Below are 24226 nucleotides of genomic sequence, written 5' to 3' on the forward strand. Positions count from 1 at the left end.
TAAATTGATGCGTCTGGCAGAAATGCCGTGCATTGAATAATAACCCCCCCTATTCATCTCAGAAACAGATTATGTCATGATGCCCCCCCATGATCTGATTTCACGTCCGGATGTTCTGTTTTGCATTTAAATTTCAGAGGTTGTGAGTACGGGGAAAGAGTTCATTGGAGTGGATGGAGGCAAAAATATAGCGGTTGACCCCCCCATCGTGGATAAAAACAATATCCTGAAATTATCCATTCATAAGCCAGACAAATGATATGGTAACTGCACCAAGGATGATACAGAATATCCAGAACGGAGTCCGTTTCGCTACCTTAAGCAGGACGTTCATCGATACATAACCGAAAAAAAGGGATGACACTGCTAAAATGACGGCGGTCTGAAGAGGTATCAGCCGTATTGTACCAAAATCTATGATAAAAATTGAGAGTGCCGCAGGGACACTGATCAGAAAAGAAATGACCAGTGCGGTCTCCTGGTTTATCTTTTGTGCAAGAAGGGTTGCCACCGTAATTCCAGACCGTGAAACCCCCGGAAGGATGGCAAAGCCCTGTGCAATTCCGGTGATCACCATATCCCTGTCACTCATTTGATCCATCTCTTTTTCGCCCGGTGTGCCGGATACTTTCATAATCACGCCGGTGAGGATCAGCAGGCATCCGATTAAGACCGTAAAGGTGGAGGCATTCTGTTCCAGGGATACGGTTTTCAGCAGAAGATAGAGCGGCAGAGCAGTTATCGCCGTTGAAAGAGTTGCAATCAGGAGAATTCGTGTCAGTTTATAGTCCGGACGAAGATTTTTTAAGATCTCAACAAACTCTCCCCGGAACCGAATCATCACTGCTATCATCGTGCCGAAATGAAGGTAAAACGCATATGACAGAGCCGTCTGAGGGTCCATATGGAGATAGTTGAGCAGATAAAGCATAGTCTGTGCTTCACTGCTTATCGGGAGCCATTCAACGGTTCCCTGAATTGCACCTGCAATAATTGCTTCCAGACCGTTCATACAATAGCATGGAGTCGGTTCGCTATGACTAATAGTTTGTGCACCATTTTGTAAAAAATCGGTGAGATATCAGAGGACAGTTCATTCTCTCCTGACATACCAACCAGCGAGTATGATGATGCAGCCCGATATCAGGCTAAAGGTGAAACCTCCGGCGTTTTGATCTGCCGGGTATCTGTCCCGTATGATTCCCGTCGGGGGGGTCACCGTCCGGGACGGGCCGGATAATCCGCCTTCATCTGAGACGATAATGTGAGCCGTCTGTTTTTTTGAATAAATCTCAAATGCAGCGTTTGTCTTATCTGAAATGATCTTTACTGCGGAACCCCCGTTGGTCTCTTTAAAATTGGTATATGGCATCCCATCTCGGGTTATCCGCTGTATCGTATTTTTTGGCATATGAACCGTGATTTCCATCCCTGCATCCGTCTTAGAGATGCCGATCAGGTCATCCCCATTCTTTCTGAGATAAGTGCCGCCTGACAACATACAGTAATAATCCGCTGAATTCTTTGGCTGGCGGAAAAATACCGTCCCTGCATCTGTCTTAAATATATCAAATGTGGCGTCTCCTGTTCCTGAATAGATGGTGTCGGTATTGGCCGATGAACCGACCCGTATGGCATTTCCATTTCCGGTGACCGGTAACTCTTCCGTTTTTTTATCCATCTCATTCAGGTATCCTGATGCGAGAACCGTAATGCGAAAGAGTTCTTCTGCCGGACGGTTTCTCAGATATAATACTGGCAAAAAAACTTCTGATGCAGCAGCATATCCTGCAATTCTCCCGACATGCTTTGTGATATATATCTCCGACGCCGGAACCGAAAAGAGGTTCAGCTGAACGGTTTACGGTATGGATTTGTTGTTTCCCATGTGACAGAGTTCGTTGTAATGCCCGTTTCGGTTTCACGTTTATAGGGTAAAGAAAGCCAGCCATATGAATCATCGTTTAGTGTAAGGCTGCCTTTGACATGCCCTATCTCAGATTCTACGTATTTTTTATCCCCGTTTTTATCCTTTGTTGGTGAAATGGTGAGACTGGACGGACGGAAAACATTGCGGTATATCCATTCTTTATCGCTTTCCAGACGGTCAACGATCACAAAGTAATCATCTTTTGGGTACAGAACGGTCCGGGTGTAGTGAATGGGTGATGCGAGGGTATTCTTTGTTGACCAGTCATCGCCAATCAGGTCAGTAATTGTTTCTGACGCAGCAATCCCTTTTATCCACGGGGGGGTCTGAATCACCGTATCCACGGTAACCGACGTATCAATACCACCTGCATCCCCCCTTGTATACTCCTCTTGCCTGGCTGTCCGCCCAAAACGAGGTTGCAAACGGTGTCTGTGGGTCTTCGATCTGAATACTGTTGTGATGGACGCCGTACTGTCCGTAATAGGTGTCAAGGACATGCTTTGTTTCACCTGCGTCTGCAAGAAGGAGATCTCCTCTGCTATAGTATTCAATACTCAGCTGGTCATGGTGTGCACTGTCCCGGTTACTGTTTGACTCCACATCGAATGTGACAAGAGATAACCAGTCCGCGTCTTCTTCCCAGTCTCCCCCCCTGAACACCTGATAGATGGCGTCTTCATCCAGATGACTGGTCCATTCCGGTGACTCCCGGCTGATACCGTTGTAGTTTTCATAGACAATGTAGAGAAGTTTTGTCGGTGCAAGGTCGTTTTCCCTTGAGTACGGGAGAAGCGTATCCCCCCCTTTGGTCTGGTCCAGGTATCTGAGCATTTCTCCTTTCTCCTGGTCATTCAGAAGACTGAGAATACCTCTTTGGTAGGTTTCGAGCGTGTTCCCTGATGTCACATAGTTGTTCATGTATCCGTTCGGGAGTGTCTCCCAGAGCTCTGAGGTGACGATCTTTTTTGCTACCGGGTAATCTTCGAGCATGTTTTTGTCATAGTGGACACTGTATACCTGGAACCACCAGAGGAGGTCATCGATGACATAGGTCTTATAGGATCCCAGCAGGTGCTTTCCTGATTCCTCATCAAATCCGTATGAGATGAGCGGTCTGTTGTAGGTGTGCAGTTCGTCGTTTACGAAGAGATAATCTGTGCCTGCTTTCGTCCAGTCCTCAGGGCCTGATGAGAGAGAAATTCTGTTTGGATTGGTATAATCCTCAAGTGCCAGTCCTGCGATTGCAACACTGGGATATGCCTGTCCGTGGTAGTCAGCAAACGAGACATAGGTCTTTTTGGTTCCGTCGCCGTTTAGATCCCGGTATGTGCGGTCTGCAAGACGGGCAAGTTTGTCCCGTATGGGGGTGTCGTCCGTTGAACTCAGACCTGGCTGTATCCAGTCATAGGCCAGTGCATACCCTCTCAGTGCCACTGCCCGATCCATGTCATACGGAGCGTCCCCCCCGACATCGAGGTTCAGGAGTGCCTGACGTCCTTTATCTAAGTATTTCTGTTCCTTTGTGATCTGGTAGGCAAGACCGAGATCACTTGCAAATCCGCTCCGGTAGGATATCCGGTTATATGATGCCCAGTTGGGGTTGGAGAAATCGCGTGAGAGCGAGGCATCTGCTGAGTTGATGATACCCATCTCCCAAGAGTTCCAGGGTGAAGATGAACGGTACTGGTATCCGGGAACTCCGGTAATGTCGGAGAATAAGAGGTTTGGATGCGATGCTGCCGATGCTGAGAATGAGGAAGATACGGTCAGTGCGATTATGATTCCGAAGAATAAATATTTTTTTGTAATAATGACTGATATTATATGATTCGTGCCCTTCATACTCTCACACAGTCCCCCATCAATATAATAATGTTTGTCTTTTTTTGACCTGAATGAAATTGTGTGGATCACATTAATATATTACAATAATAGATGAGGTATCAGGTTCTCGTGGTGTTGGGGACTCATAAAAGATGAGCTGAATCCCATGTTTAAAAAAGAGACCGGCGGTTAATTTCTGAAACAAAATATCATAAAAATGGGAAATTATGGGATCAAAAAGCTTAAACCGGCTAAAAGATACGAGATGCTTTAAGCGAATTCATTCATATTATGCTGAAGACAGATCTTTCTTTATATTATTGCTTTTTCTTATTGCAGTCCTTTTAATCGGATATCTTATCCCTTCACTGTATTTCGGCCGTCCTTTTGGAACAGATACGTATACCCATATTTTTCACACACAGGGAATGTACGCAACGGATTCACTGTTTGATTTTTATGAAGAAATGGGGGGGAAAAAGGTGTTGAACCCCCCATCTCGAGGACAATCTTTTTAATTATCCCTTTGGTTCATGGCTGTTTATTGCCGTTCTCGCAAAAGTTACCAATCTTGAACCTGATATCACTGCCTATCTGTTTAGTGCATTGTTCCTGGGAATTGTCGCAATAATCTATTTTATCTTTGCAGGTCTTTTTCTTGAAACAAAATCTCAAAAACTGTTTGCCGTTTTGTTTCTGTTTTCTATGCCCAGCGTTGTGCTGACGGTAAACAATTTTCGGCCGTCAACATTTGTTCTCCCGTTTTTATTATTTGTAATATACATCTCATATTCTGAAGAAATCACCCTGAAAAATTTGTTTCTCATGCTCATGACGGTCTTTGTAATAGCGCTGACGCACACCGGCTCTCTCATTTATCTTATGATCTTTTCCATTGGTTTTTTCTGGATGTATTGCTTGTTCGGGAGAAAATTCTCTCGTCCACTGTTTATATTATCATCAAGCACGTTTCTTTTCTTCTGGATCGCGGTAAAATTTTTTCCTCACCTCTATCAACAGTATGCAGCAAAAGCAACCCTCTTTTTGACCCCCCCGGTAATTTCCTTTCAAACAAGTTTCACATCTTTTTTGCGGATGAATTAAGCAATGTGATATATAACAACCTCTTCATAAACCATGAATTTGTATATGTGATCATCTGCTCAGCATTTATTTTTGCAGTCGGAAGTTTACTTGTCTTTCTGGGAAATGAATTTACCCGACATTATTCCCGATTTACCAATGAAAAAAAATTTGCCCTCATCCCCCCCTCGACCGGGATGTCTCATTCCTTTTTGACAACGCCGTTCTGGATCGGACCGATTCATGTAATACTTGGCATCATTGGATTTTTCCAGCTTGATCTGAAGGGTAAATGTTTGGCGGTAACCGTGGTTCTGACAACCGTTGCGCCAGCGATTATACAAGCTTCGGAAGGAATTTCTGGTACTACCGGTGCTCTCAGAGAGATTTCATATCTCTACATCATAGTCCCGGTTGTTGCGGTATTGGGCCTTTGGTATATTGTTCAGGTATTAAAAACTAAACTTAAAGACAGCAAATTGGCGATCACAATTCTGTTTGCGTTTATTTTTTCGGTAATCATTATCACGCCGGTAATTGGCAATGGATATTATCTCCCCCTCCATTTCCGGTGATGATTATATCATTGAGGGAATGCAATGGCTGTCAGATACCGGAGATCCGAATGAGAAAGTCGCAGGATATGGATACCGCACCGTGCCTGTTTATACGGAAAAAATGGATGTATCATACGGACTTGCATCCGGTACGCAGACCCGTACTTTTATTGAACTGTTAAACGGCATCTATTTCTCTAAAAACGGGAATCAGATGGTGGACCTATATTCACTATTTGGCACCAGATATGTATTAATGTCAGATAAATTGATCAACAATCTTAATAAAGAGGATAATGAGGTTGTTATTGATTCACAGAAAACCCTTGATAAAATATTTTCAAGCAGGGATTTTGGCATATACGCCTTTTTTAAGCAATCAAAAAGTCCTGATGATGGAAATTACATCGACGAACAGGTATCAATCAATACCGTCGGATCAAACATTGAGATCAGATCAAAATCGTATAAAGTGATCCTTGATCAGCAAACGCCAACAATTAAATCTATTGGCGATATTTCCCGGAATTATCTCCAGGAAGGCGTGATGTATGAGATGGCCCGAATCTCATGGCTGGGAAATAGCGATGATCTGGAGTCATATACGTTCTTTGATGAGACATTTACACGGGAGATCGTAGAAAACCAGATAATTTACCATACCGTTCTTAAAGATGAACGGAGAATCAACGACTGGTCATCCGTTAGCGTAATATATACATTCCTGCCTGAAATGATTAAACGAGAATTTACGATTTCAAATGACAGGCTTTCCACAAGTGACGCACCAGTAATGAAGGCATATTTATCCACAAATCTCTTCATGCCTGCATCCACTCTTGTACTGAAAAAATCCCTGAAAAGTTGAAAAGGAGATATATCCTTCAGAAGATACGGTGGATGTCGATGATATTTATGGAACGTTCTATCTTTCAGATGGTGATTCCGGATTATATATCAAATATGGGGGGGATACTGCCCCATATCCCAGATATACTTCATACAAGGGATCTACCGCATATGATTATAGTTCACTCAGTATTGGTAATTTTGAAATGATTGGGCCGGGTTCGTCTCTTCATCTGACTCAGTACATCTCAGTTGGTAGCGAGGATATTGCTGAACAGCATATTGAAAATGAAAACCGGATTTCACTGCATCCATATCCTGATGCAATCACTCCGTTGATCCTTTGTGGATATGACTCTGGTAGAAATACCATGAGGTACGGAAAAACGGATACCTTTGCAATAGGTAACAATAGTGTCGAATATACGGATGTCTCAGGGGGTTATGCGGCTTAGAAATTCCCTTAATTCTGTTTTGAATGACAAGGAGAGGAAGATTCCGTACACCATCTCTGTTGTGGTAAGCCCCCCCCGTATGATAATATTCTGTATTGTGAAGGATTACGCCACCCCCCCAGATGGCATACTATCATGGAGAACAAACGGGAACGGTAATTCTGCCGGAATCTGAGCCCCCCCGGACCGAGTTTTTGTCAAACCGTTATACCCGACAGGAATTCTTTTCGGACTGGAAAAATGTGATCCGAAGTGTCTCTGCAAATAATGATATGGCACTGTTTCTTATGCGGTCTGAAGATGTGGAAAATCCAATCTATTCCCAAAATTTTCAGGACATTTTTTCCTATGCAGAGGAATACGGCCTGACTGCCGTCGAACCGGGAGAAATTGCAGATCATTTCAAAAATCTACAGCAGGTTTCCTTTGATTCTTCCGTTGAAATGGATGAAGCGGTGATTCGTGTTACGAATGAAAATGATGTACCGGTAGAAGGTGTAACGTTCGTCGTGCGCATGCCAATACTGGACGAGGGTGTTTACGTTGCTGACAATGGGAAAATCGAAAAGACAAATCTGTATTTTGATCAGGATATTCTCTGGATCTCTGTTGACCTTGAGGCACACCAGTCAAAAACGATTTCAGTCAGGCCTTCTCTTACAAAGAAGAAACTCTTTATCGATATTCCGGATTCCCTAAAAGAAGGAATGGTAAAAATAATTGTAAGGGATGATAAAGGACAACCGATGAAAAATGCACGTATCACCATTGATGATATGCCATATACCACGAGTGGATATGGCAATGTCTCTTTGTATTTGAGGCGTGGTTCATATGAGTTAACGGTGGAAAAAGCGGGTTATCTTAAAGAAACACTGAATATTGACGTTAATAGTTATTTTTCGGTTCTTGAGGAGATGATAAAATCTGTTTCCCTCCCCCCCCAAAATACATCAAAATCGGTATAACAGGTTCCTTCCTGAGACATGAGTACACTATCGGGTAAACCAGTATATCTGGTGATTATAATGCCACTAAAAAAGATTTAACTATTTTTATCAATCCAGAAATGGACTTCTTCTGTGTTTATTTCACTATTGAGAATTACCTGAATCTTTGCAGGATAGGTCACATTTTCTCTCAGCAACAATTCTTCATTTTTTTCATAGTATTCATTTTTGTTCAGCTGGAATTGTTCCGTATGGACTAATTCATTATTTAAAAATATTTTACTCTCATAATCAGTGACACCTTCTTCAGAAGAGATAACTCCATAGGTAAAAGAGATTCTATCATTCTGGGTCTGATTTTGGTATGATTCTGGTATAATGTAGAGCGATGAATACTGTTCTTTGGTGAAAATAAACAGATATCCTGTTATGATAATTGCAATAATTATTGCAACGATTGCTGCAATTTTAAACATTGAATAAAATTCATTGCCTTCACACCTGTCATTCATATGTACTCAGGGATATGATAGCACAATATTGTTTAAATATATATTTGGTGGGATCAAGAAAAAATGCTGAAAAAATGTTTGGTAGAATACCCCCCCCATCAGCATTGGCCTGATGACCAATGATTTCTGTAAAGCTAAAAAATAATGTAGGTTCGGATTATACTCATCAAATAATCTGTATATATCCTGTTTTAGATTCGAAGTCTATTCCCTCTGCATTGATCACCCTCTGGGTTACCGAGTAGGTGCCGGGTTCTGTATAGGTGTGTGTCGGGTTCTGTTCGTATGAGCTTGCTCCGTCTCCAAAGTACCATGTCCATGAAGTGGGAATGCCCTGGCTCTGATCGGTAAAGGTCACCTGCATTGGTGCAGGCCCTGTTACACTGTCAGCACTGAACGCTGCCACGGGTTTTGTGGTTTCTGTCGGTTCCTCTGCAGCAGTTACGGATATGTAGCCTGTTTTTGTTTCGGTATCTGCTCCATCTGTATTCGTGACTTCCAGGGTGACCGCGTATGTGCCCGGTTCTGTGTAGACATGCAGGGGATTTTCTTCCTCTGCAGTTGTTCCATCACCAAAGTTCCATGACCATGCATCCGGACTGTCACTACTGTCATCCGTGAAGGTAACTTCCAGTGGCACAGTGCCTGATACGACATCTGCACTGAACGCTGCTACCGGCGGGTTTGTAACAGGAGCGGTGGTGTCTTCATCGGTTACCGTGATGTATCCTGTTTTATACTCAAAGTCGATTCCCTCTGCATTGATCACCCTCAGGGTTACCGAGTATGTACGGTTCTGTGTAGGTATGTGTCGGGTTCTGTTCGTATGAGCTTGCCCCCCCGCCTCCGAAGTACCATGTCCATGAAGTTGGAATGCCCTGGCTCTGATCGGTAAAGGTCACCTGCATTGGTGCAGGCCCGGTTACGCTGTCAGCACTGAATGCTGCCACTGGTTTTGTGGTTTCTTCCGGTTCCGGTGTCTCAGTTGGTGTCGGTTCCGGTGTTTCAGTTGGTGTCGGTTTCTCTGCAGCGATTACGGATATGTAACCGATCTTTGTCTCGACATCTGCTCCATCAGCATTTGTGACTTCCAGGGTGACCGCGTATGTGCCCGGTTGTGTGTAGGTGTGTTCGGGGGTTTTCTTCCTCTGCTGTTGTTCCATCACCAAAGTTCCACGACCAGGAATCCGGACTGTTACTACTTTCATCGGTGAAGGTAACTTCCAGTGGCACGGTGCCGGATACGACATCTGCACTGAACGCTGCCACCGGTGGGTTCGTAACCGGAGCGGTGGTGTCTTCATCAGTTACTGTGATGTATCCTGTTTTATACTCAAAGTCGATTCCCTCTGCATTGATCACCCTCAGGGTTACCGAGTATGTGCCCGGTTCTGTGTAGGTGTGTGTCGGGTTCTGTTCGTATGAGCTTGCCCCCCCGCCTCCAAAGTACCATGTCCACGAAGTGGGAACGCCCTGGCTCTGGTCGGTAAATGTCACCTGCATGGGTGCAGGTCCTGTTACGCTGTCAGCACTGAACGCTGCCACGGGTTTTGTGGTTTCTTCCGGTTCCGGTGTCTCAGTCGGTGTCGGTTCTGGTGTTTCAGTTGGTGTCGGTTTCTCTGCAGCGATTACGGATATGTAACCGGTCTTTGTCTCGACATCTGCTCCATCATCATTCGTGACTTCCAGGGTAACGGCGTAAATGCCGGGTTGTGTGTAGGTGTGTGACGGGTTCTGTACATTTGCCTGCCATCCATCCCCCCCGAAATTCCACGACCATGAATCCGGACTGTTTGAACTGTCATCCGTGAAGGTAACTTCCAGTGGGACAGTGCCTGATACGACATCTGCACTGAACGCTGCTACCGGCGGGTTTGTAACCGGAGCGGTGGTGTCTTCATCGGTTACCGTGATGTATCCTGATTTGGACTCAAAGTCGATTCCTTCTGCATTGATCACCCTCAGGGTTACCGAGTATGTGCCGGGTTCTGTGTAGGTATGTGTCGGGTTCTGTTCGTATGAGCTTGCTCCGCCTCCAAAGTACCATGTCCATGAAGTTGGAATGCCCTGGCTCTGATCGGTAAAGGTCACCTGCATTGGTGCAGGCCCGGTTACGCTGTCAGCACTGAACGCCGCTACCGGTTTTGTGGTTTCGGACGGTTCTTCTATATCAGTTACGGATATGTAACCGGTCTTTGTCTCAGTATCCGTTCCGTCTGCATTCGTGACTTTGAGGGTAACGGTGTATGTGCCGGGTTGTGTGTAGATATGTGCAGGATTTACTTCTTCTGCAGTTGTTCCGTCACCAAAGTTCCATGAGTATGAGTCAGGACTGTTGGTGCTGGTGTCAGTGAACTGCACGGTAAGGGGGGGTGCCTGACCGGACGTTACATCTGCCTTAAAGGCTGCAACCGGCGCTGCCGGATTCGTTGCAGCCCCAGGTGTTACGGTGATGTAATTGGTTTTCTCTTCGGTATCTGAACCGTCTTCACCCGTTGCCGTCAGAATCACGCTATAGGTTCCCGGCTCTGCATAGGTGTGCGACGGATTCTTTACTACGGATTTCGTTCCGTCTCCAAAGGTCCATGACCAGGAGACTGCATTTGTACTGGTGTCAGTAAACTGAACGGACAGTGGCGCCTGGCCCTCTGTTGGAATTGCATTGAATCCCGCCACAGGAATGATTGGTGTAGGCATCACTTCTCCGGAAGTGAGGAATGTGTATTCATGGCTTCCGGCTGCTGTGGTGATGATAATGGCTGTTTTATCTGCCGACAGCTTCCATCCGGTGTATGGCACGCCGTCCTTTAGTACCTGTCCAATATCGGTGTTTAACTGGGATAGTGAGACCTGACCTGTTGAAGTTCCGTCAACCACAATGGCGACTGAATTCCCTTCTTTGTTCAGTGAAATACTCTCTGTTCCGCTACTCTTGATGAGGGGGGGTGCGCCATTTTTGTTCAGATACGTCCCTTTGGTGAGTGTGTAGCTGTAATCCTGAACTGATGCAGGAGTTCTGATGAATGCCGTCTCAGCATCTGTTGAGAATGCTCCAAAGCTACTGCTTCCGGCTCCCGAATAGATGACATCGGTATTGCCTGTTCCGCTGACCCGTATTGCATTTCCGTTTCCGCTGACCGGTATTTCCTCAGTAGTTTTCTTTTCTTCGCTCAGATAGTTCGATGTGAGCACGGTAATCCGATACAGATCTTTTTCCGGGCCCTCTTTCAGATAAACAACAGGTGAATACACTTCGGACTCAGTGCCATAGCCGGCGATTCTCCCCCCCGCATGTTTCGTTACGATTACTTCCGATTCCGGGGGGGCTGAATAGATGTTTAAACTAACCTTGTCACCATATGGATTTGTCGTGTCCCATGTGAGAGAGTTTGTGGTAATGCCGGTCTTGGTTTCGCTCTTATAGGGGGGGAGTGATAACCAGTTGTATGCGGTTCCGTCAATCCTGAGGTCTCCCTGGACATGACCAACCGTGCCTGAGAGGTTGGTGCAATGCTGAGACTGGTCGGACGGAAAACGTTCCGGTATGTCCATTCCTCAGTTCCGTCAAACCGGTCGAAGATTACGAAGTAGTCATCCTCAGGATACATAATCGTCCGGCTGTAGTCTATCGGTGATGAGAGACTGTCGGAATCCGACCATGAACTGCCGATTACATCCGTTATTTTTTCTGATGCGACAATACTGTCCATCCATGGAGTCTGAATGGTGGTGTCCACAGTAACTGGTGTATCAAGGCCGGTTGCATCTCCTTTGTATACTCCTCTTGCCTGGCTGTCCGCCCAAAACGAGGTTGCAAATGGTGTCTGTGGATCTTCGATTTGAATACTGTTGTGGTGGGCGGCGTATTGTCCGTAATAGGTGTCAAGAATATGCTTTGTTTCACCTGCATCTGCAAGAAGAAGATCTCCTCTGCTGTAGTATTCAATACTCAGCTGGTCATGGTGTGCACTGTCCCGGTTACTGTTTGACTCCACATCGAATGTGACAAGAGATAACCAGTCGCTGTCTTCTTCCCAGTCTCCCCCCCTGAACACCTGATAGATGGCGTCTTCATCCAGATGACTGGTCCATTCAGGTGACTCGCGGCTGACACCGTTGTAATTTCCATAGACGGTGTAGAGAAGTTTTGTCGGTGCGAGATCATTTTCCCTAGAGTACGGGAGAAGCGAATCTCCTTTGGTCTGGTCCAGGTATCTGAGTACTTCCCCCCCCTTCTCCTGGTCATTCAGAAGACTGATAATGCCCCCCCTCTGGTAGGTTTCGAGCGTGTTCCCTGATGTCACATAGTTGTTCATGTATCCGTTCGGGAGTGTCTCCCAGAGTTCTGAGGTGACGATCTTTTTTGCTGCTGGATAGTCTTCGAGGATATTCCTGTCATAGTGGACACTATATACTTGGAACCACCAGAGGAGATCATCGATGACATAGGTCTTGTATGAGCCAGCAGGTGCTTTCCGGATTCCTCATCGAATCCATATGAAATGAGCGGTCTGTTGTAGGTGTGCAGTTCGTCGTTTACGAAGAGATAATCCGTGCCCGCTTTTGTCCAGTCATCAGGGCCTGATGAAAGAGTTATTCTGTTTGGATTGGTATAATCCTCAAGTGCCAGTCCTGCGATTGCAACACTGGGGTATGCCTGTCCGTGATAGTCAGCAAACGAGACATAGGTCTTTTTGGTTCCGTCGCCGTTCAGGTCCCGATACGTATGGTCTGCAAGACGGGCAAGTTTGTCCCGTATGGTGGTGTCGTCCGTTGAACTCAGACCTGGCTGTATCCAGTCATAGGCCAGTGCATACCCTCTCAGTGCCACTGCCCGATCCATGTCATACGGAGCGTCCCCCCCGACATCGAGGTTCAGGAGTGCCTGACGTCCTTTATCTAAGTATTTCTGTTCCTTTGTGATCTGGTAGGCAAGACCGAGATCACTTGCAAATCCACTCCGGTAGGATATCCGGTTATATGATGCCCAGTTGGGGGGGTTGGAGAAATCGCGTGAGAGCGAGGCATCTGCCGAATTGATGATGACTGCTTCCCAGGAGTTCCAGGGTGAAGATGAATGGTACTGGTATCCGGGAGCCTCGGTAATGTCGGAGAATAAGAGGTTTGGATGCGATGCTGCTGATGCCATTGCCGGCAATGCTAAGCTAATTATTATTACACTGATAATTAACCTGAATAATGGAAGTTTAACGTTCGCTGCTGGTTTAATGCGTCTGTCAATCATTGTCCTGTCCTCATCAGGAATGACACCAAAGTGGTTCCTGTTTGATTTTTGGGATGTTCACCTGAGAATAACCGTTCACTGCAATTTCCCCCCCCTAAAAAGTGGTAGGAGAATTTCCCGAATGTGTGTTTTGTATAACACCATGTTGGTACTGTGCTCCTCTGTGTTCAGAGACCCATTCCATCCACCACTATTTAAAGATATTTGATATTGATTGACAATAGGCAATATCAAATTGCACTATCGTTATGGACAATCATTGATTTAAAGCGAAATTCATCGTTTTTTCTGAAATATAGGATTTTACCCCTCAGATTTCAGATAATAATCCTCTAAAAAATAGGTACGAAATTATTTCTATATGGACTAATTTACTCCCTTTCCGGCAGGTTACTCTCTAAAAATAGTATGCGTGGTCAAATTGGAAATTAATGGAATATTTTTAATGATATTACGGATTTCTGCGAATACTTTTTTCCGGGGGGGATTCCGGGTGCCGCAGATGACCGATACTGTATTATTACATTATGTCGAGAAGGAGATAAAATGACAATTGTGAATTTGATCAGCTCTTTAAACCTGATGGTTTCTGTTTTTTTATTGTACCGTTTATCTGCACAATTGTGGTGATGCCCTATCTCATTCAGAAACTCAAAGAGAATAATATTGTTGCAAAAGATATGTACAAAGCAAACCGTCCTGAAATTGCAGTAAATGGTGGTCTCATCATTCTTTTGATATCCTTACTGTCCCTCTCCGTTATTTCACTTTTTTATTGCAGCTACATTCTTCCGGCGAATTATGTCATAATTATGGTTGTCACTCTTTTTGCTCTGTTTGGCATTCTTGACGATATGGTAAATATCGGACGACCAGCGAAGCTTATTCTTCTCTATTACTGTTCATATTCCCTGATCTCGTGCGCAACGGTGACTCTTGTATATGTCCCGTTTATTGGAACCGTTGATTTAGGCATCTTTTACCTGCAGTTGATCCTTCCTCTCTACGTCCCGGTAGTAGCCAACCTGGTAAATATGCATTCAGGCTTTAATGGTCTGGCACCAGGTCTTTCTTTGATGGTGCTTATCACATTAATTATAAAGACCATGGCAAATGCCGGAGTAATGGATATTCTGTTTATTGTCTGTCTGACCGGGTCTCTTGCGGCCTACTGGTTATTTGAGAAGTACCCTGCCCGTATTTTCTGGGGGGGAAACATCGGAGCGCTATCCGTTGGTGCGGCTATCGGTGCAACGATCGTGATAGAGGGATTTATTTTCAGTGGTTTTGTCATGCTCATCCCTCACGTTATAAATTTTTTGCTGTATGTCTACTGGCGGCTTCGTCCCGAAAAATATCCTGTCGCCAAGTTTGGAAAAATCCGGGAAGACGGAACGCTTGAAGTCCCGAATCCTCTTACTCTGAAGTGGGTATTGCCCTATTATTTCCCAATGACAGAACGTCAGGGAGTAAACGTGATGTATGCCTGACCGGGATATTCTGCATCATTGGATTTATGATTCCGGGGGGGTAGTGGGGGGGAAACCTTTAAATTTAAACAGCTTCTCTCCTGTTATGTTGTTGGGTGGGTTGCATTATTGAATTTGTTGCGATACTGTTAGGTTTGATTCAGGCATTGTTTGGGGGGGTTATTCTCGTTCTGTTTATCCCCCCCGGCTATGCCGTAACACTGGTGTTTTACCCGGAAAAAAATGAAATATCTGATGTCAAACGAATCGGACTTTCCATAGTCTTTAGCATAATCTCGGTGATCCTGCTTGTTCTTTTTATTGATGTGGTACTGGCGGTAAACACCACTCCAATAAACATTGTCGGTGCAATTCTCATCTTTTCTCTTGTTGCGGTGTGCATATGGAAAGCAGAACTGCTCTTTCATGAAAGAATCCAAAAACTGATTTCAAAAGAAAGTACTACGGGCCAACATGCCAGACCCGTTAATCTGTCTGCACTTAAATTCTGGTCCGTGTCCAAAAATAATGATCTGATGAAGAACAAATCGCAAAAGGAAGAAAAAGATGATGACCTCTGACCTGGCTCAAATGATTCCAAAGCATTGCGGGCTGCGGTTCGATCAGCAGATGAATATATCATCTCTTTTGGATATATCCCTGTCATTTGCCCGTGATGCTGGGTTTGAGTATGGCAGTATCCCTTCGGTTCAGGAGGATACCGTCATACTTGAGTCCGGTCATCAACCAAATTTTTTCCCCCCCTATTCGGGCGTCTGGAAAAAAGTATTTTTGTTACATCAGTTTCGGGAGATGCTTGCTGAAAATGGGACTCACGGAATTGCATTGTTTGGATTTGCGGATCAGAATGCAACGACCGCTTCATTTCTCTATAAAAATCAGGTGCCTGCACTGAATAAGAAAGGCACGCAAAAAATCGGGTTCACGGTAAAGGGTTTGGATAAATGGAAGTGCTTTGACAGAATTGAAAAACCCCCCCGTCCTGAAATATGGGAAGAGGAGATGCTGCGGCTTGAACATGTGTATTCGGGCACTCCATCGGAAAATCTAGAAATTATTGAGATGATGTGGAGAAGTTATGAACGTGCGGATTCGTTTTCTGATCTGAACGCATACATATTTTCCCGGATTTCAAGGGAAATTCTTGGACTCGACGTATTCTTTTTCCGGTACTCCGATATTCAGCAGAACCGGTTGTTTTCCGGTGAATGCACACACATTCTCAAAAATCTGGACTCCTACAATGCGGTTTATAATACCATACTCAGAAATGCCGATCTCGATTTAAGGCCGGTTGTCACCGGCGAGATTCCATTCTGGTATCATTGCGATTGTGGCGGCAAAGCATCTCTGGTGATGGATCCTTTCGGGGTTTGCAGGGCTACATGCCCCCCGTCTGCAAAAAAGAACATGAATTGGATTTTGGTACCGATTTCCGTCTGTTTGATACGTTTTCTGAAAACATGAGTCTCTCTGCGGTGAGCAGAAACCTGATATTCGCTGAGGGACTGGGTACGCATTTTTTTATCTCAGGATCGGGAGGAGGACTTCGATACGGCAGAATATCAGATGCCATCTCATCAGCTATTGGTTTTAACCAGCCTCTGACATTTGCATGGTCTTCAAAGGATTATTACCTGGGAACGGTGCACAAAAATGCCGTGAAAGAGCTGCAGCATACGTTCTCCCTCACCAGAGAAGATCTGCTGGACGCAACCCTGAACGAGCGGATTGGTGAATTCCGGGACAGACTGGCAGCAAAGATTACCGAAATGGAGGCCGAGGGTGCTGATAAAAAGAGCCTCCGATTGTATACAGGGAGATTCCTTGGTTCAGCGAAAACCGCTGACATGGTCTCCCGGGTATTTTCCTCCGTCCCGTCTCTGTTTGATCTCTGCATGAATCTTGACAAAGAGGATATCGTGAAGAGCTGGGGGGAGGTTCTCCGTCATTCTGTTCCCGAACAGTATGACTCGTCATGTATCCTTGCACAGGATGTCGTGTATGCAGGAGAGAGTTTGACATTCTCTTCGGATGAAATTCCGGTGTTGTACCGGAATCTGTGTGCTATCGGGGTGAAAAAATAAATGACAAAACAGATACTGATCATCAGTCCGCATACGGACGATGGTGAACTGGGGGGGTGCGGGGGGGGCCATTGCCCGATTTGTTCGTGAAGGCTATGATGTAAAATATGTGGCACTGTCCTGTTGTGAACAGTCAGTCCCTGAGGAGTACCCGAAAGATATTCTTCGCAGAGAAGTCAAAGCTGCGACCAAAATTCTGGGGGATAGACGATCCCATTCTGCTTGAATATGAAGTCCGGAAGTTTCCCCCCCAGTACCGCCAGCAGATCCTTGATACACTGATTGAATTACGAAACGAAATAAAGCCGGTTACGGTATTTACGCCATCTTCTTTTGATACGCATCAGGATCATAAAATAACCCGTGAAGAGACATTGCGTGCCTTCAAGCAATCTACGATTCTTGGATATGAACAGCCATGGAATAACATTACCTTCAATGCACTCGCGTTTGTCTCGTTAAAGGAAGAGTATCTTCAGATGAAAATTGATGCTCTGGGCTGTTATGAGACCCAGAATGACCGGTCGTACTTTGACTGTGATTTTATCCGGGGCCTTGCACTCACGAGGGGGCACCCAGATTGAAGAACGCTATGCGGAGGCTTTTGAGGTGATAAAATGGGTGTTACGATAGCAGATTTTCTTGCTGATACCGGATGGTGTTTGTTTCCCATATCGGATGCTGCACAGATGCCTGTCTGAAGGATATAGGCCTTTTTCCTTTTCAGAAATCTGAAAAAATAACGTATGGATGAAATGAGGGGGTTTTATGAAAATATTAATTGATATCGGGCATCCAGCACATGTCCACTTCTTTAAGGGGACGGTTAAGGATCTGTCGGACAAGGGCCATGAGATTTTGATGGTAACCAGAAACAAAGAAATGACGGTTGACCTGCTGAAAAAATATGAGTTTAACTATATTACTGTCGGTGAACATCAGACGAGCATGACAGGCAAGGCCCTGGCTCTTTTACAGTTTGATTACCGGATATATCAGGTAGCAAAAAATTCAGACCCGATCTCTTAGTGGCACTGGGCTCTCCCTATCTTGCCCATGTCTCCAGAGTAATACACAAACCATACATTTCATTCTGGGATACCGAAGATGCGAATCTGATTATTAAGCTTACATCACCTTTCACGGACACGATATGTACCCCCCCTTCCTGTTTTCTCAGGGATTTTGGCGAACGTCAGGTGCGGTTTGAAGGATATAAGGAACTTGCATATCTGCATCCTGATGAGTTTCAGCCGGACAGTTCCGTTCTGGATGAACTGAACCTGACCGTGAATGACCGGTTCATCATTGTACGGTTTATCTCCTGGGCAGCATCTCACGATGTTGGGTTACAAGGGATTAAAGACCCGGTAGAAGTTGTCACCACGCTGGAAAAATACGGGAAGGTGTTCATCAGTTCTGAGAAACCTCCCGTACCTGAACTGGAGAAGTATCTCCTCCACATCTCTCCGGAGAAATTTCATTCTCTCTTAGCCTATGCCACTTTATACATCGGGGAAGGAGGGACAATTACTACGGAAGCAGCAGTTTTAGGGACTCCTGCGATTCATATCGAAGCGAATGCCAAAGGAGAGGCAACGGGGAACACCAGCGGAAATTTCCGGGAGATACGTGATACATACGGACTGATGTACTTTTTCCCCCCCGACCAGGATGCCGCTCTTAAAAAAGCGGTTCAGATTCTTGAGAACACCGATTCAAAACAGGAATGGCAGCAAAAAAGAGCACGTCTTCTGGCGGACAAAATCAATGTATCGGCCTGGATGACAGACTTTATCAGTGAATATCCAGAGAGCTGTCAAAAACATCTGACCGAAAGGGACACCAAAAATGATCTCATTTGCCTGTAATACGGATGACCCGGTATCCCGGTATGGTATGAATCATTTTATTACTACAACCGGCTTGTCTGTTCAACCAGCTGGCAGACCGGATTCTGGTGTATGTACCGGATATGAAGCAGAGGGGGGGAGGGGGGGACAGTTTTCGGTTACTCTTGTTCAGAATACTGCTCTTGAAGAACAGGCCGGAGAAATTACTCTCCGTAATCAAACACATCCCCTGTTTCAGGTTCCCGTCGATACCCATGATTCCGGTGATACGTGTATTGCCGAATTCCGGTCAGATGACCGGAACTATCCCTGTATATCCGGATCAAAATCAGGGATTGTCATCGGGTTTGATATCTTCCGATTAACCGGCTCCCTTCTTTCCGGGTATCTGGATACAACAGAAATTCAATATAATAATGTTCAGAACAATTCTGGTTTTTCACCGCCTCTTGTTGATCTCTATGAGGATATCCTGTTCCGGGCAATTCTGACGGGGGGGTGCCGTGAAATCGGGGGGGTGCCTCTAATCCGGAAGTCACACTGGCCTCGGGACAGGAGTTTGCGGTATGTCTCACGCATGATGTGGATGAATTTACCAAGACCTATCAATGGGTTACCCGGCCCCCTGAGATTTGTCAGAGGGAAGGATTTTCATGGACTCAAAAATCAGATGAAGTCCCTTTCCCAAAGATGCAGGGGGGGCATGAACCTACTGGACCTTTGAAGAAATGATGCGGAATGAACAGAAACTGGGCGTTTGTTCGACATACTTTTTTTTGAAAGAATCCGGAAAAAAAGTCTGTTCAGACCGGAATCCTGGCATTTATACGGACGGTGTCATTCTCTGCAGAAATCCCGTGTCATCGAATTAATACAGAAGCTTTCCGAAGACGGGCATGAGATTGGTGTGCATGGATCCACATTTTCCCATGCCGACCCCCCCGGACTGCTCAATCGTGAGAAAACCGAACTGGAAGAACTGCTGGGTTACCATGTCACCGGTATCCGGCAGCATCGTCTGAACCTGACCATTCCTGAGACATGGGAATATCAGTCCGAAACCGGATTTTTATACGATACCTCTCTGGGCTACAAAGCAGCTGATGGAAGAGGTTTCAGATGGGGGGGGACCTGTTTTCCCTTTCACCCGCAGGCTGCAACAGGCATGCTTCCGCTTCTTGAAATTCCCCTCTCACTGATGGATATTACTCTTCAGGATGAGGAGAACGGGTGGAATGTATGCAGGAGTGCTATTGAACAGGTCAGAAACAGGGGGGGTGGTGTCCTGACACTCCTTTGGCACCCGGCTGTCTTCAATGCTCTGGAATACCCAGAACTTGGTGACTGGTACTGGAAGATTATTCGGGCATGTAAAGACGATGATGCATGGATCACAACGGGTCAGGGTATTGCTTCATGGTGGCAGGCACGTGAAGCGACTGCATTTGAATGGCAGTATATTGAAGATACCCTGTCGGTTACCGGCGATTTCAGTGGGGGGGGCTCTTTTGATCTGTACGTTCCGGAACATACCACTGCAGAAATTATTTCTGAAAATGCAACCCTTGTTGAGGGTAAAGCCGATCACTATCTGTTGCGTCCCGATGGAGAAAGCGTGTCAAATGAAATTCTGGTGCGATTACGATGAATGTGGAATTATACCGTGTGGATAGAAAGAATGCCGGAGAGTGGGATGAAATTGTTCATGAATCTTCTCATGGGACGATTTTTCATACCTGGGACTGGCTGAACATTGCCGCTACACACAGTGGGTTTGCACTGCATCCACTCATGGGATCGGTCAATGATGAGCCGATTGGCCTCTTGCCTCTGTTTCAGAAAAAACAATTCGGGATAAACCTTGTCGTATCCCCCCCTCCGCCTCACACGGCCCTCCTCTACCTGGGCCCTGTCCTTCGGTTTGATGCCGTTCAGCAGCAAAGCAAAAGAGAGCGTCTGTATGTTTCCTTTCTGGATGCAATAAATGACTATATCAGACAGGAACTGAAAGCACAATATGTGCAGATATTTCTGCCTCCGGCATTATCTGATCCTCGTCCATTTACCTGGTCCGGGTATACCGTTAAACCAGAATATAGTTATGTGACTGATTTGAGCCCCCCCGGTGCCGAACATCTCTTCCTGAGTCTTCCGAAAAAGAAGCGGCAGGATATTAACCGGGCACAAAAACGCGGACTCACCGTTGAAACGGGTGGAAAACATGAGCTTGAAGCAGTCTATAATCTGATGGTTGACCGCTACCGGGAACAGGGACGGACAGTACGTGTTCCAAAGGAATATTTATGTGAAATATATGATGCATACCCCCCCGAGAACGTGAAGATATTTGTTGCCAGATCTGAAGGAGATATAGTGACCGGTTTAATCGATATTCTGTATGAAAATACTCTATTAAGCTGGATTGGGAACCCTAAACCACTAAAAAATATCTCCCCCCCGTCTCCCAATGATCTTCTGGTGTGGGAGGAAATTCAATATTGCTGCAAACAGGGTTTAACGTCATATGTTACCATGGGGGGACGGCCGGAAATGAACGGCTGCATACCTATTACTCTTCGAAATTCAATCCGAATCTTGACATCCGGTTTTCAGCGAAAAAATGTTCCTCTTTTGTGGTATGTATGGAATCGGCATATACCAATGTCTATAAACCGGTTACCTCATCATTAAAAAGACGGGAATTTTCCTGAGAGTATATTTATATTGCGTATTGCCATAATTGACGTTGTTCCGAGTTACCGTGGTGGAGGGAGGAGGATAGTATGAATGCATTTGTGCCAACGGGTGTCGAAGACCACATCGGTCTTGCAGTTGTACGCTCCCTCGGAAAGAATAAGGTACCGGCAACTGCTGTTTCAAATGATAAGAGATCCCTGCCCTTTTATTCTCGATACTGCTTTAAAAAACGAATTACCGAGTATGATGATGCATTTCTTTCCGAATTAACCGAAGATGATATGATCATGCCCAACGGGGAGGATGAAATGCTCTTTTTTGCAAAGAATGCCCCCCCTTGTATGACTATACGATTGCCTATCCAGAAATCTCAACACTTGAGACCATTGTTGATAAGTCCCGGATGATGCAATTTGCCGCCACCAACCGTATTCCTGTGCCAAAGACCGGTTTTATCAATCGTCCTGATGATCTTTATGATATTCAGCGGAATCTGAAATATCCGGTCATTATAAAACCAAATCAGGAAAAAGGAGGGAGAGGAATTGTACGGTTGATAGTCCTGACCTGTTAGAGGAGAGGTATGCCTATAGCCTGCATCATTATGGTCCCTCAATTGTACAGGAATACATTCCTTTCAAAAAACGATACTCCTCTGCGGCGTTGATCGATAAAGACTATGAAATCCAAAGAATCTGTGTCATACAGGAGAACCGGACATACCCACTTCGTAACGGACCGGGCTGTTTTGTCGAGACGGTACAAAACCGGGAGATTATGGACCTGACGGCTGATATCCTGAAAGCGGTAAAAATCTGGGGGGTATCGCCGAACTGGATTTTGTCATTGACGAACGTGACGGAAAACCGAAATTTCTGGAGATAAATCCCCGTTTCTGGGGGGGTTCGGTTCAGTGTGCGATTTCTGCAGGGGGGGTTGATTTTCCGTTTTTGCTGCATGAAATCGCGACAGACAATCGTATTTCCGATTCCTATGAATATAAAACCGGAATAAAGAGCAGAAATGTCATCAGTAATGATCTGCGTCATCTGCTGGCGGTACTCCGGAGCAGCAGTCCGTTTACCTACAAACTGAAGACGGTGACTGATTTTATGAAATTTTATCAGGATGATGCGTATTTTATCTTTTCGTTATCAGACATGAAACCGTTTTTTTCATTATTTGAGTATTATCTGTTAAAAAAACCGGCCGGATTCATTCGCATCGGCCAAAGGATGTATTGAAATGATAGCTGCATTATCGTGCGACTCATTGCTACCGGATTTCAGTGCCGGAATGCATGGTTGATATGAGATAAAGGGGGGGGAGAAGTGTTGCAACATAGTGAGGGAATTTACAAGCGAATTCGGTTCAGCCTTCTTGTGAAAGGATTTCTTCACATTCTTGCAATGAATGTCCCCCCCAATGACCGGTTACGGAATACCTTCTACCGGTGGCGGGGGACAACAATTGGAGACCATGTTGGAATCGGACATGGGGTTTTCATTGAGGAATCACGACCCTATCTCATAGAAATTGAGGATGGAGTCAACATTGGCCCACGGGCGGTAATTGTTGCCCATGATTCGAGTTATCACTGCATTAACCCTGAATATCCTATTACTTTTGGACGGGTAACAATCCGGAAGAATGGCTACATCGGGGGGGCGAAGGCAGTCATCCTTCCGGGTATTACCATTGGGGGGGAGGGCTCCATTGTTGCAGCTGGTGCTGTGGTTACAAAGGATGTTGCACCAGGCGACATTGTGGCTGGCGTTCCTGCGAAAGTAATAACCACTGTTGAAGAAGCAATGAATCGGTGTACTGACCTTGAGGCATTGCATAAAGAGATGGATGCAGTAAAATCCTGTATTCCCGTTCCGGAAAAAGAGGACATATGATGGACCGGAATCTTTCATTTTATGCACTGTTTTATGTTGGTTCCCTTGTCCTCATGAGGCTGTGTGGGATCATTACAAAAATTATCCTTGCACGTGCGATAACCCCCTTTGAATATGGCATCATCATGCTGATTGTGATCACCCTTCCTGCAATCTTTCAACTGGGAACCAATTTTTGTTTTTTGATATTCTGGGTCATGCCGGTGAAGGACGAAAATATTTTGGTTTTTCACTGATTTACGGGATCGTTGCAACGGGTGTTGTCGGACTTGTTCTCTTTACCTTTCCGGTTCAAATCTGCACTTTTCTGAATTTACCGGTTGAGATATGGCCGTTTTTGTTTTCCGTATTAATTCTGGTATTACTTTCGGTCACATTGAGTGTGGATATCATGGGATTATTGCGGGGAAAGAAAAATCATTCATTTGCAGCTGCGATTTCCACCGCACCAGGTGTTTTACGACTGGCTTTGGTATTTTTGGTGGTCTTGGTTCTGGGAATCAGCCATTTTGATGAAATTTTTATTATCTTTGCTCTCCCCCCCCATTCCTTGTCCTTCTTGCCGTTCTTCTGAGGAAGGGGAAGACGATTATTGATTCCATTCACTCATTTCAGATACCGTCCCGGAAAATTCTGACCTTTGGTTTTTCCGTTTATATTATTGGCATCTGGATTACCTTATGCCAGAATCTGAATAAAATTGTGATCAGCCATGATCTTGGTATTGAGTTTCAGGCATTCTTCGATGTATCACTCACACTGGCAGCGGTAATCACGTTTTTTTCATCGG

The 24226-nt window shown here is 45.2% G+C and carries 29 protein-coding genes; 19 read left to right on the plus strand and 10 right to left on the minus strand.

The genetic code is table 11. From position 1 onward, the window contains the following. Positions 1-232: 232 nt before the first annotated feature. From JCM10550_RS09715 to JCM10550_RS09730, 4 genes are all read right to left on the minus strand, one after another. A complete protein-coding gene (locus JCM10550_RS09715) occupies positions 233-1012 on the minus strand; it encodes an undecaprenyl-diphosphate phosphatase (protein WP_062398775.1) in 780 nt (259 codons plus the stop codon). Between the two features lie 81 nt (positions 1013-1093). Continuing rightward, positions 1094-1762 (minus strand): hypothetical protein, encoded by a 669-nt coding sequence (locus tag JCM10550_RS09720; protein ID WP_157200137.1) that lies wholly within the window; start codon positions 1760-1762, stop codon positions 1094-1096. An 86-nt stretch (positions 1763-1848) separates the two neighbouring features. Beyond that, positions 1849-2265, minus strand: coding sequence for a hypothetical protein (locus tag JCM10550_RS09725; protein WP_157200138.1), 417 nt, complete (start codon positions 2263-2265; stop codon positions 1849-1851). A 22-nt stretch (positions 2266-2287) separates the two neighbouring features. Further along, positions 2288-3583 carry a hypothetical protein gene (locus tag JCM10550_RS09730; protein WP_157200139.1) on the minus strand — a complete coding sequence of 432 codons (1296 nt, stop codon included), beginning with the start codon at positions 3581-3583 and terminating at the stop codon, positions 2288-2290. On the opposite strand from JCM10550_RS09730, the gene JCM10550_RS18750 reads away from it, so the two are divergent. The 5 genes from JCM10550_RS18750 to JCM10550_RS09755 all read left to right on the plus strand — a co-directional run bounded on the left by JCM10550_RS18750 (position 3573) and on the right by JCM10550_RS09755 (position 7669). Beyond that, positions 3573-3761 (plus strand): hypothetical protein, encoded by a 189-nt coding sequence (locus tag JCM10550_RS18750; RefSeq protein ID WP_157200140.1) that lies wholly within the window; start codon positions 3573-3575, stop codon positions 3759-3761. The two genes, JCM10550_RS09730 and JCM10550_RS18750, sit on opposite strands and share 11 nt — an antisense overlap. Before the next feature lie 910 nt (positions 3762-4671). Beyond that, entirely contained in the window at positions 4672-5415 is a 744-nt protein-coding gene (locus tag JCM10550_RS19685; RefSeq protein ID WP_172673838.1) for a hypothetical protein, read from the plus strand. After that, positions 5384-6265 (plus strand): hypothetical protein, encoded by an 882-nt coding sequence (locus tag JCM10550_RS09745; protein ID WP_062398786.1) that lies wholly within the window; start codon positions 5384-5386, stop codon positions 6263-6265. The genes JCM10550_RS19685 and JCM10550_RS09745 overlap by 32 nt, the downstream gene beginning before the upstream one ends. Before the next feature lie 28 nt (positions 6266-6293). After that, on the plus strand, positions 6294-6701 hold the full coding sequence (locus JCM10550_RS09750; protein WP_062398788.1) for a hypothetical protein: 408 nt from the start codon (positions 6294-6296) through the stop codon (positions 6699-6701). A 122-nt stretch (positions 6702-6823) separates the two neighbouring features. Beyond that, entirely contained in the window at positions 6824-7669 is an 846-nt protein-coding gene (locus JCM10550_RS09755; RefSeq protein ID WP_062398790.1) for a hypothetical protein, read from the plus strand. Positions 7670-7746: 77 nt separating this feature from the next. Here JCM10550_RS09755 and JCM10550_RS09760 read toward each other — a convergent pair whose 3' ends face one another. From JCM10550_RS09760 to JCM10550_RS09785, 6 genes are all read right to left on the minus strand, one after another. Then, positions 7747-8163 (minus strand): hypothetical protein, encoded by a 417-nt coding sequence (locus JCM10550_RS09760; protein ID WP_062398792.1) that lies wholly within the window; start codon positions 8161-8163, stop codon positions 7747-7749. Between the two features lie 166 nt (positions 8164-8329). Beyond that, positions 8330-8932, minus strand: coding sequence for a PKD domain-containing protein (locus tag JCM10550_RS09765; protein ID WP_062398794.1), 603 nt, complete (start codon positions 8930-8932; stop codon positions 8330-8332). Beyond that, a complete protein-coding gene (locus tag JCM10550_RS09770; RefSeq protein ID WP_062398796.1) occupies positions 8904-9326 on the minus strand; it encodes a PKD domain-containing protein in 423 nt (140 codons plus the stop codon). Before JCM10550_RS09770 ends, JCM10550_RS09765 begins: the two co-directional genes overlap by 29 nt. Beyond that, entirely contained in the window at positions 9238-10860 is a 1623-nt protein-coding gene (locus JCM10550_RS09775; protein ID WP_245619009.1) for a PKD domain-containing protein, read from the minus strand. Before JCM10550_RS09775 ends, JCM10550_RS09770 begins: the two co-directional genes overlap by 89 nt. Before the next feature lie 641 nt (positions 10861-11501). Then, positions 11502-12479: a heparinase II/III family protein gene (locus JCM10550_RS22785; RefSeq protein ID WP_062398800.1), complete on the minus strand. Its 978-nt coding sequence runs from the start codon at positions 12477-12479 to the stop codon at positions 11502-11504. Further along, positions 12476-13312 carry a hypothetical protein gene (locus tag JCM10550_RS09785; RefSeq protein ID WP_062398802.1) on the minus strand — a complete coding sequence of 279 codons (837 nt, stop codon included), beginning with the start codon at positions 13310-13312 and terminating at the stop codon, positions 12476-12478. The genes JCM10550_RS22785 and JCM10550_RS09785 overlap by 4 nt, the downstream gene beginning before the upstream one ends. 725 nt (positions 13313-14037) lie before the next feature. Here JCM10550_RS09785 and JCM10550_RS09790 point away from each other — a divergent pair. The 14 genes from JCM10550_RS09790 (at position 14038) to JCM10550_RS18765 (ending at position 24010) form a co-directional block, all read left to right on the plus strand. Beyond that, the gene (locus tag JCM10550_RS09790) at positions 14038-14898 is read left to right on the plus strand and encodes a UDP-N-acetylglucosamine-1-phosphate transferase (protein WP_245619010.1); all 861 of its coding nucleotides are present in this window, start codon (positions 14038-14040) and stop codon (positions 14896-14898) included. 95 nt (positions 14899-14993) lie between these two features. Then, positions 14994-15458, plus strand: a complete 465-nt coding sequence (locus tag JCM10550_RS09795) for a DUF1616 domain-containing protein (protein ID WP_172673839.1) — start codon at positions 14994-14996, stop codon at positions 15456-15458. Further along, on the plus strand, positions 15445-16365 hold the full coding sequence (locus tag JCM10550_RS09800) for a hypothetical protein (RefSeq protein WP_062398805.1): 921 nt from the start codon (positions 15445-15447) through the stop codon (positions 16363-16365). Before JCM10550_RS09795 ends, JCM10550_RS09800 begins: the two co-directional genes overlap by 14 nt. Beyond that, a complete protein-coding gene (locus JCM10550_RS09805) occupies positions 16362-16985 on the plus strand; it encodes a hypothetical protein (protein WP_062398807.1) in 624 nt (207 codons plus the stop codon). Before JCM10550_RS09800 ends, JCM10550_RS09805 begins: the two co-directional genes overlap by 4 nt. A 125-nt stretch (positions 16986-17110) precedes the next feature. Beyond that, positions 17111-17569, plus strand: a complete 459-nt coding sequence (locus JCM10550_RS09810; protein ID WP_218185177.1) for a PIG-L deacetylase family protein — start codon at positions 17111-17113, stop codon at positions 17567-17569. 184 nt (positions 17570-17753) lie between these two features. Beyond that, positions 17754-18014, plus strand: a complete 261-nt coding sequence (locus tag JCM10550_RS24965; protein WP_062398808.1) for a DUF354 domain-containing protein — start codon at positions 17754-17756, stop codon at positions 18012-18014. Then, complete coding sequence (locus JCM10550_RS09820; protein WP_062398810.1) at positions 18014-18856, plus strand: DUF354 domain-containing protein; 843 nt, start codon at positions 18014-18016, stop codon at positions 18854-18856. The genes JCM10550_RS24965 and JCM10550_RS09820 overlap by 1 nt, the downstream gene beginning before the upstream one ends. Further along, positions 18837-19562, plus strand: a complete 726-nt coding sequence (locus tag JCM10550_RS09825; RefSeq protein WP_062398812.1) for a hypothetical protein — start codon at positions 18837-18839, stop codon at positions 19560-19562. Before JCM10550_RS09820 ends, JCM10550_RS09825 begins: the two co-directional genes overlap by 20 nt. Before the next feature lie 183 nt (positions 19563-19745). Then, positions 19746-20486, plus strand: coding sequence for a hypothetical protein (locus tag JCM10550_RS09830; RefSeq protein ID WP_157200142.1), 741 nt, complete (start codon positions 19746-19748; stop codon positions 20484-20486). After that, on the plus strand, positions 20483-21529 hold the full coding sequence (locus JCM10550_RS09835; RefSeq protein ID WP_062398816.1) for a lipid II:glycine glycyltransferase FemX: 1047 nt from the start codon (positions 20483-20485) through the stop codon (positions 21527-21529). The genes JCM10550_RS09830 and JCM10550_RS09835 overlap by 4 nt, the downstream gene beginning before the upstream one ends. A gap of 92 nt (positions 21530-21621) precedes the next feature. Next, positions 21622-21942: a hypothetical protein gene (locus tag JCM10550_RS09840; protein ID WP_062398818.1), complete on the plus strand. Its 321-nt coding sequence runs from the start codon at positions 21622-21624 to the stop codon at positions 21940-21942. 256 nt (positions 21943-22198) lie between these two features. Next, positions 22199-22420, plus strand: coding sequence for a hypothetical protein (locus JCM10550_RS09845; RefSeq protein WP_062398820.1), 222 nt, complete (start codon positions 22199-22201; stop codon positions 22418-22420). A gap of 446 nt (positions 22421-22866) precedes the next feature. Continuing rightward, on the plus strand, positions 22867-23436 hold the full coding sequence (locus JCM10550_RS09855) for an acyltransferase (RefSeq protein WP_218185178.1): 570 nt from the start codon (positions 22867-22869) through the stop codon (positions 23434-23436). 175 nt (positions 23437-23611) lie between these two features. Then, entirely contained in the window at positions 23612-24010 is a 399-nt protein-coding gene (locus tag JCM10550_RS18765) for a hypothetical protein (protein WP_157200144.1), read from the plus strand. Positions 24011-24226: the final 216 nt, after the last annotated feature.

It is taken from the genome of Methanogenium cariaci JCM 10550 (assembly GCF_001315945.1).
Classification (GTDB): domain Archaea; phylum Halobacteriota; class Methanomicrobia; order Methanomicrobiales; family Methanomicrobiaceae; genus Methanogenium; species Methanogenium cariaci.

Coding starts and splice junctions, on each gene's coding strand:
- JCM10550_RS09800 (WP_062398805.1), top strand. CDS start 15,445: ATGATGACCTCTGACCTGGCTCAAATGATTCCAAAGCATTGCGGGCTG.
- JCM10550_RS09805 (WP_062398807.1), top strand. CDS start 16,362: ATGAGTCTCTCTGCGGTGAGCAGAAACCTGATATTCGCTGAGGGACTG.
- JCM10550_RS09755 (WP_062398790.1), top strand. CDS start 6,824: ATGGCATACTATCATGGAGAACAAACGGGAACGGTAATTCTGCCGGAA.
- JCM10550_RS09760 (WP_062398792.1), bottom strand. CDS start 8,163: ATGAATGACAGGTGTGAAGGCAATGAATTTTATTCAATGTTTAAAATT.
- JCM10550_RS09775 (WP_245619009.1), bottom strand. CDS start 10,860: ATGCCTACACCAATCATTCCTGTGGCGGGATTCAATGCAATTCCAACA.
- JCM10550_RS09790 (WP_245619010.1), top strand. CDS start 14,038: ATGCCCTATCTCATTCAGAAACTCAAAGAGAATAATATTGTTGCAAAA.
- JCM10550_RS24965 (WP_062398808.1), top strand. CDS start 17,754: ATGAAAATATTAATTGATATCGGGCATCCAGCACATGTCCACTTCTTT.
- JCM10550_RS09770 (WP_062398796.1), bottom strand. CDS start 9,326: ATGGAACAACAGCAGAGGAAGAAAACCCCCGAACACACCTACACACAA.
- JCM10550_RS09730 (WP_157200139.1), bottom strand. CDS start 3,583: ATGGGTATCATCAACTCAGCAGATGCCTCGCTCTCACGCGATTTCTCC.
- JCM10550_RS09715 (WP_062398775.1), bottom strand. CDS start 1,012: ATGAACGGTCTGGAAGCAATTATTGCAGGTGCAATTCAGGGAACCGTT.
- JCM10550_RS09745 (WP_062398786.1), top strand. CDS start 5,384: ATGGATATTATCTCCCCCTCCATTTCCGGTGATGATTATATCATTGAG.
- JCM10550_RS09785 (WP_062398802.1), bottom strand. CDS start 13,312: ATGGCATCAGCAGCATCGCATCCAAACCTCTTATTCTCCGACATTACC.
- JCM10550_RS09835 (WP_062398816.1), top strand. CDS start 20,483: ATGAATGTGGAATTATACCGTGTGGATAGAAAGAATGCCGGAGAGTGG.
- JCM10550_RS09840 (WP_062398818.1), top strand. CDS start 21,622: ATGAATGCATTTGTGCCAACGGGTGTCGAAGACCACATCGGTCTTGCA.
- JCM10550_RS22785 (WP_062398800.1), bottom strand. CDS start 12,479: ATGAACAACTATGTGACATCAGGGAACACGCTCGAAACCTACCAGAGG.
- JCM10550_RS18750 (WP_157200140.1), top strand. CDS start 3,573: ATGATACCCATCTCCCAAGAGTTCCAGGGTGAAGATGAACGGTACTGG.
- JCM10550_RS09825 (WP_062398812.1), top strand. CDS start 18,837: ATGATCTCATTTGCCTGTAATACGGATGACCCGGTATCCCGGTATGGT.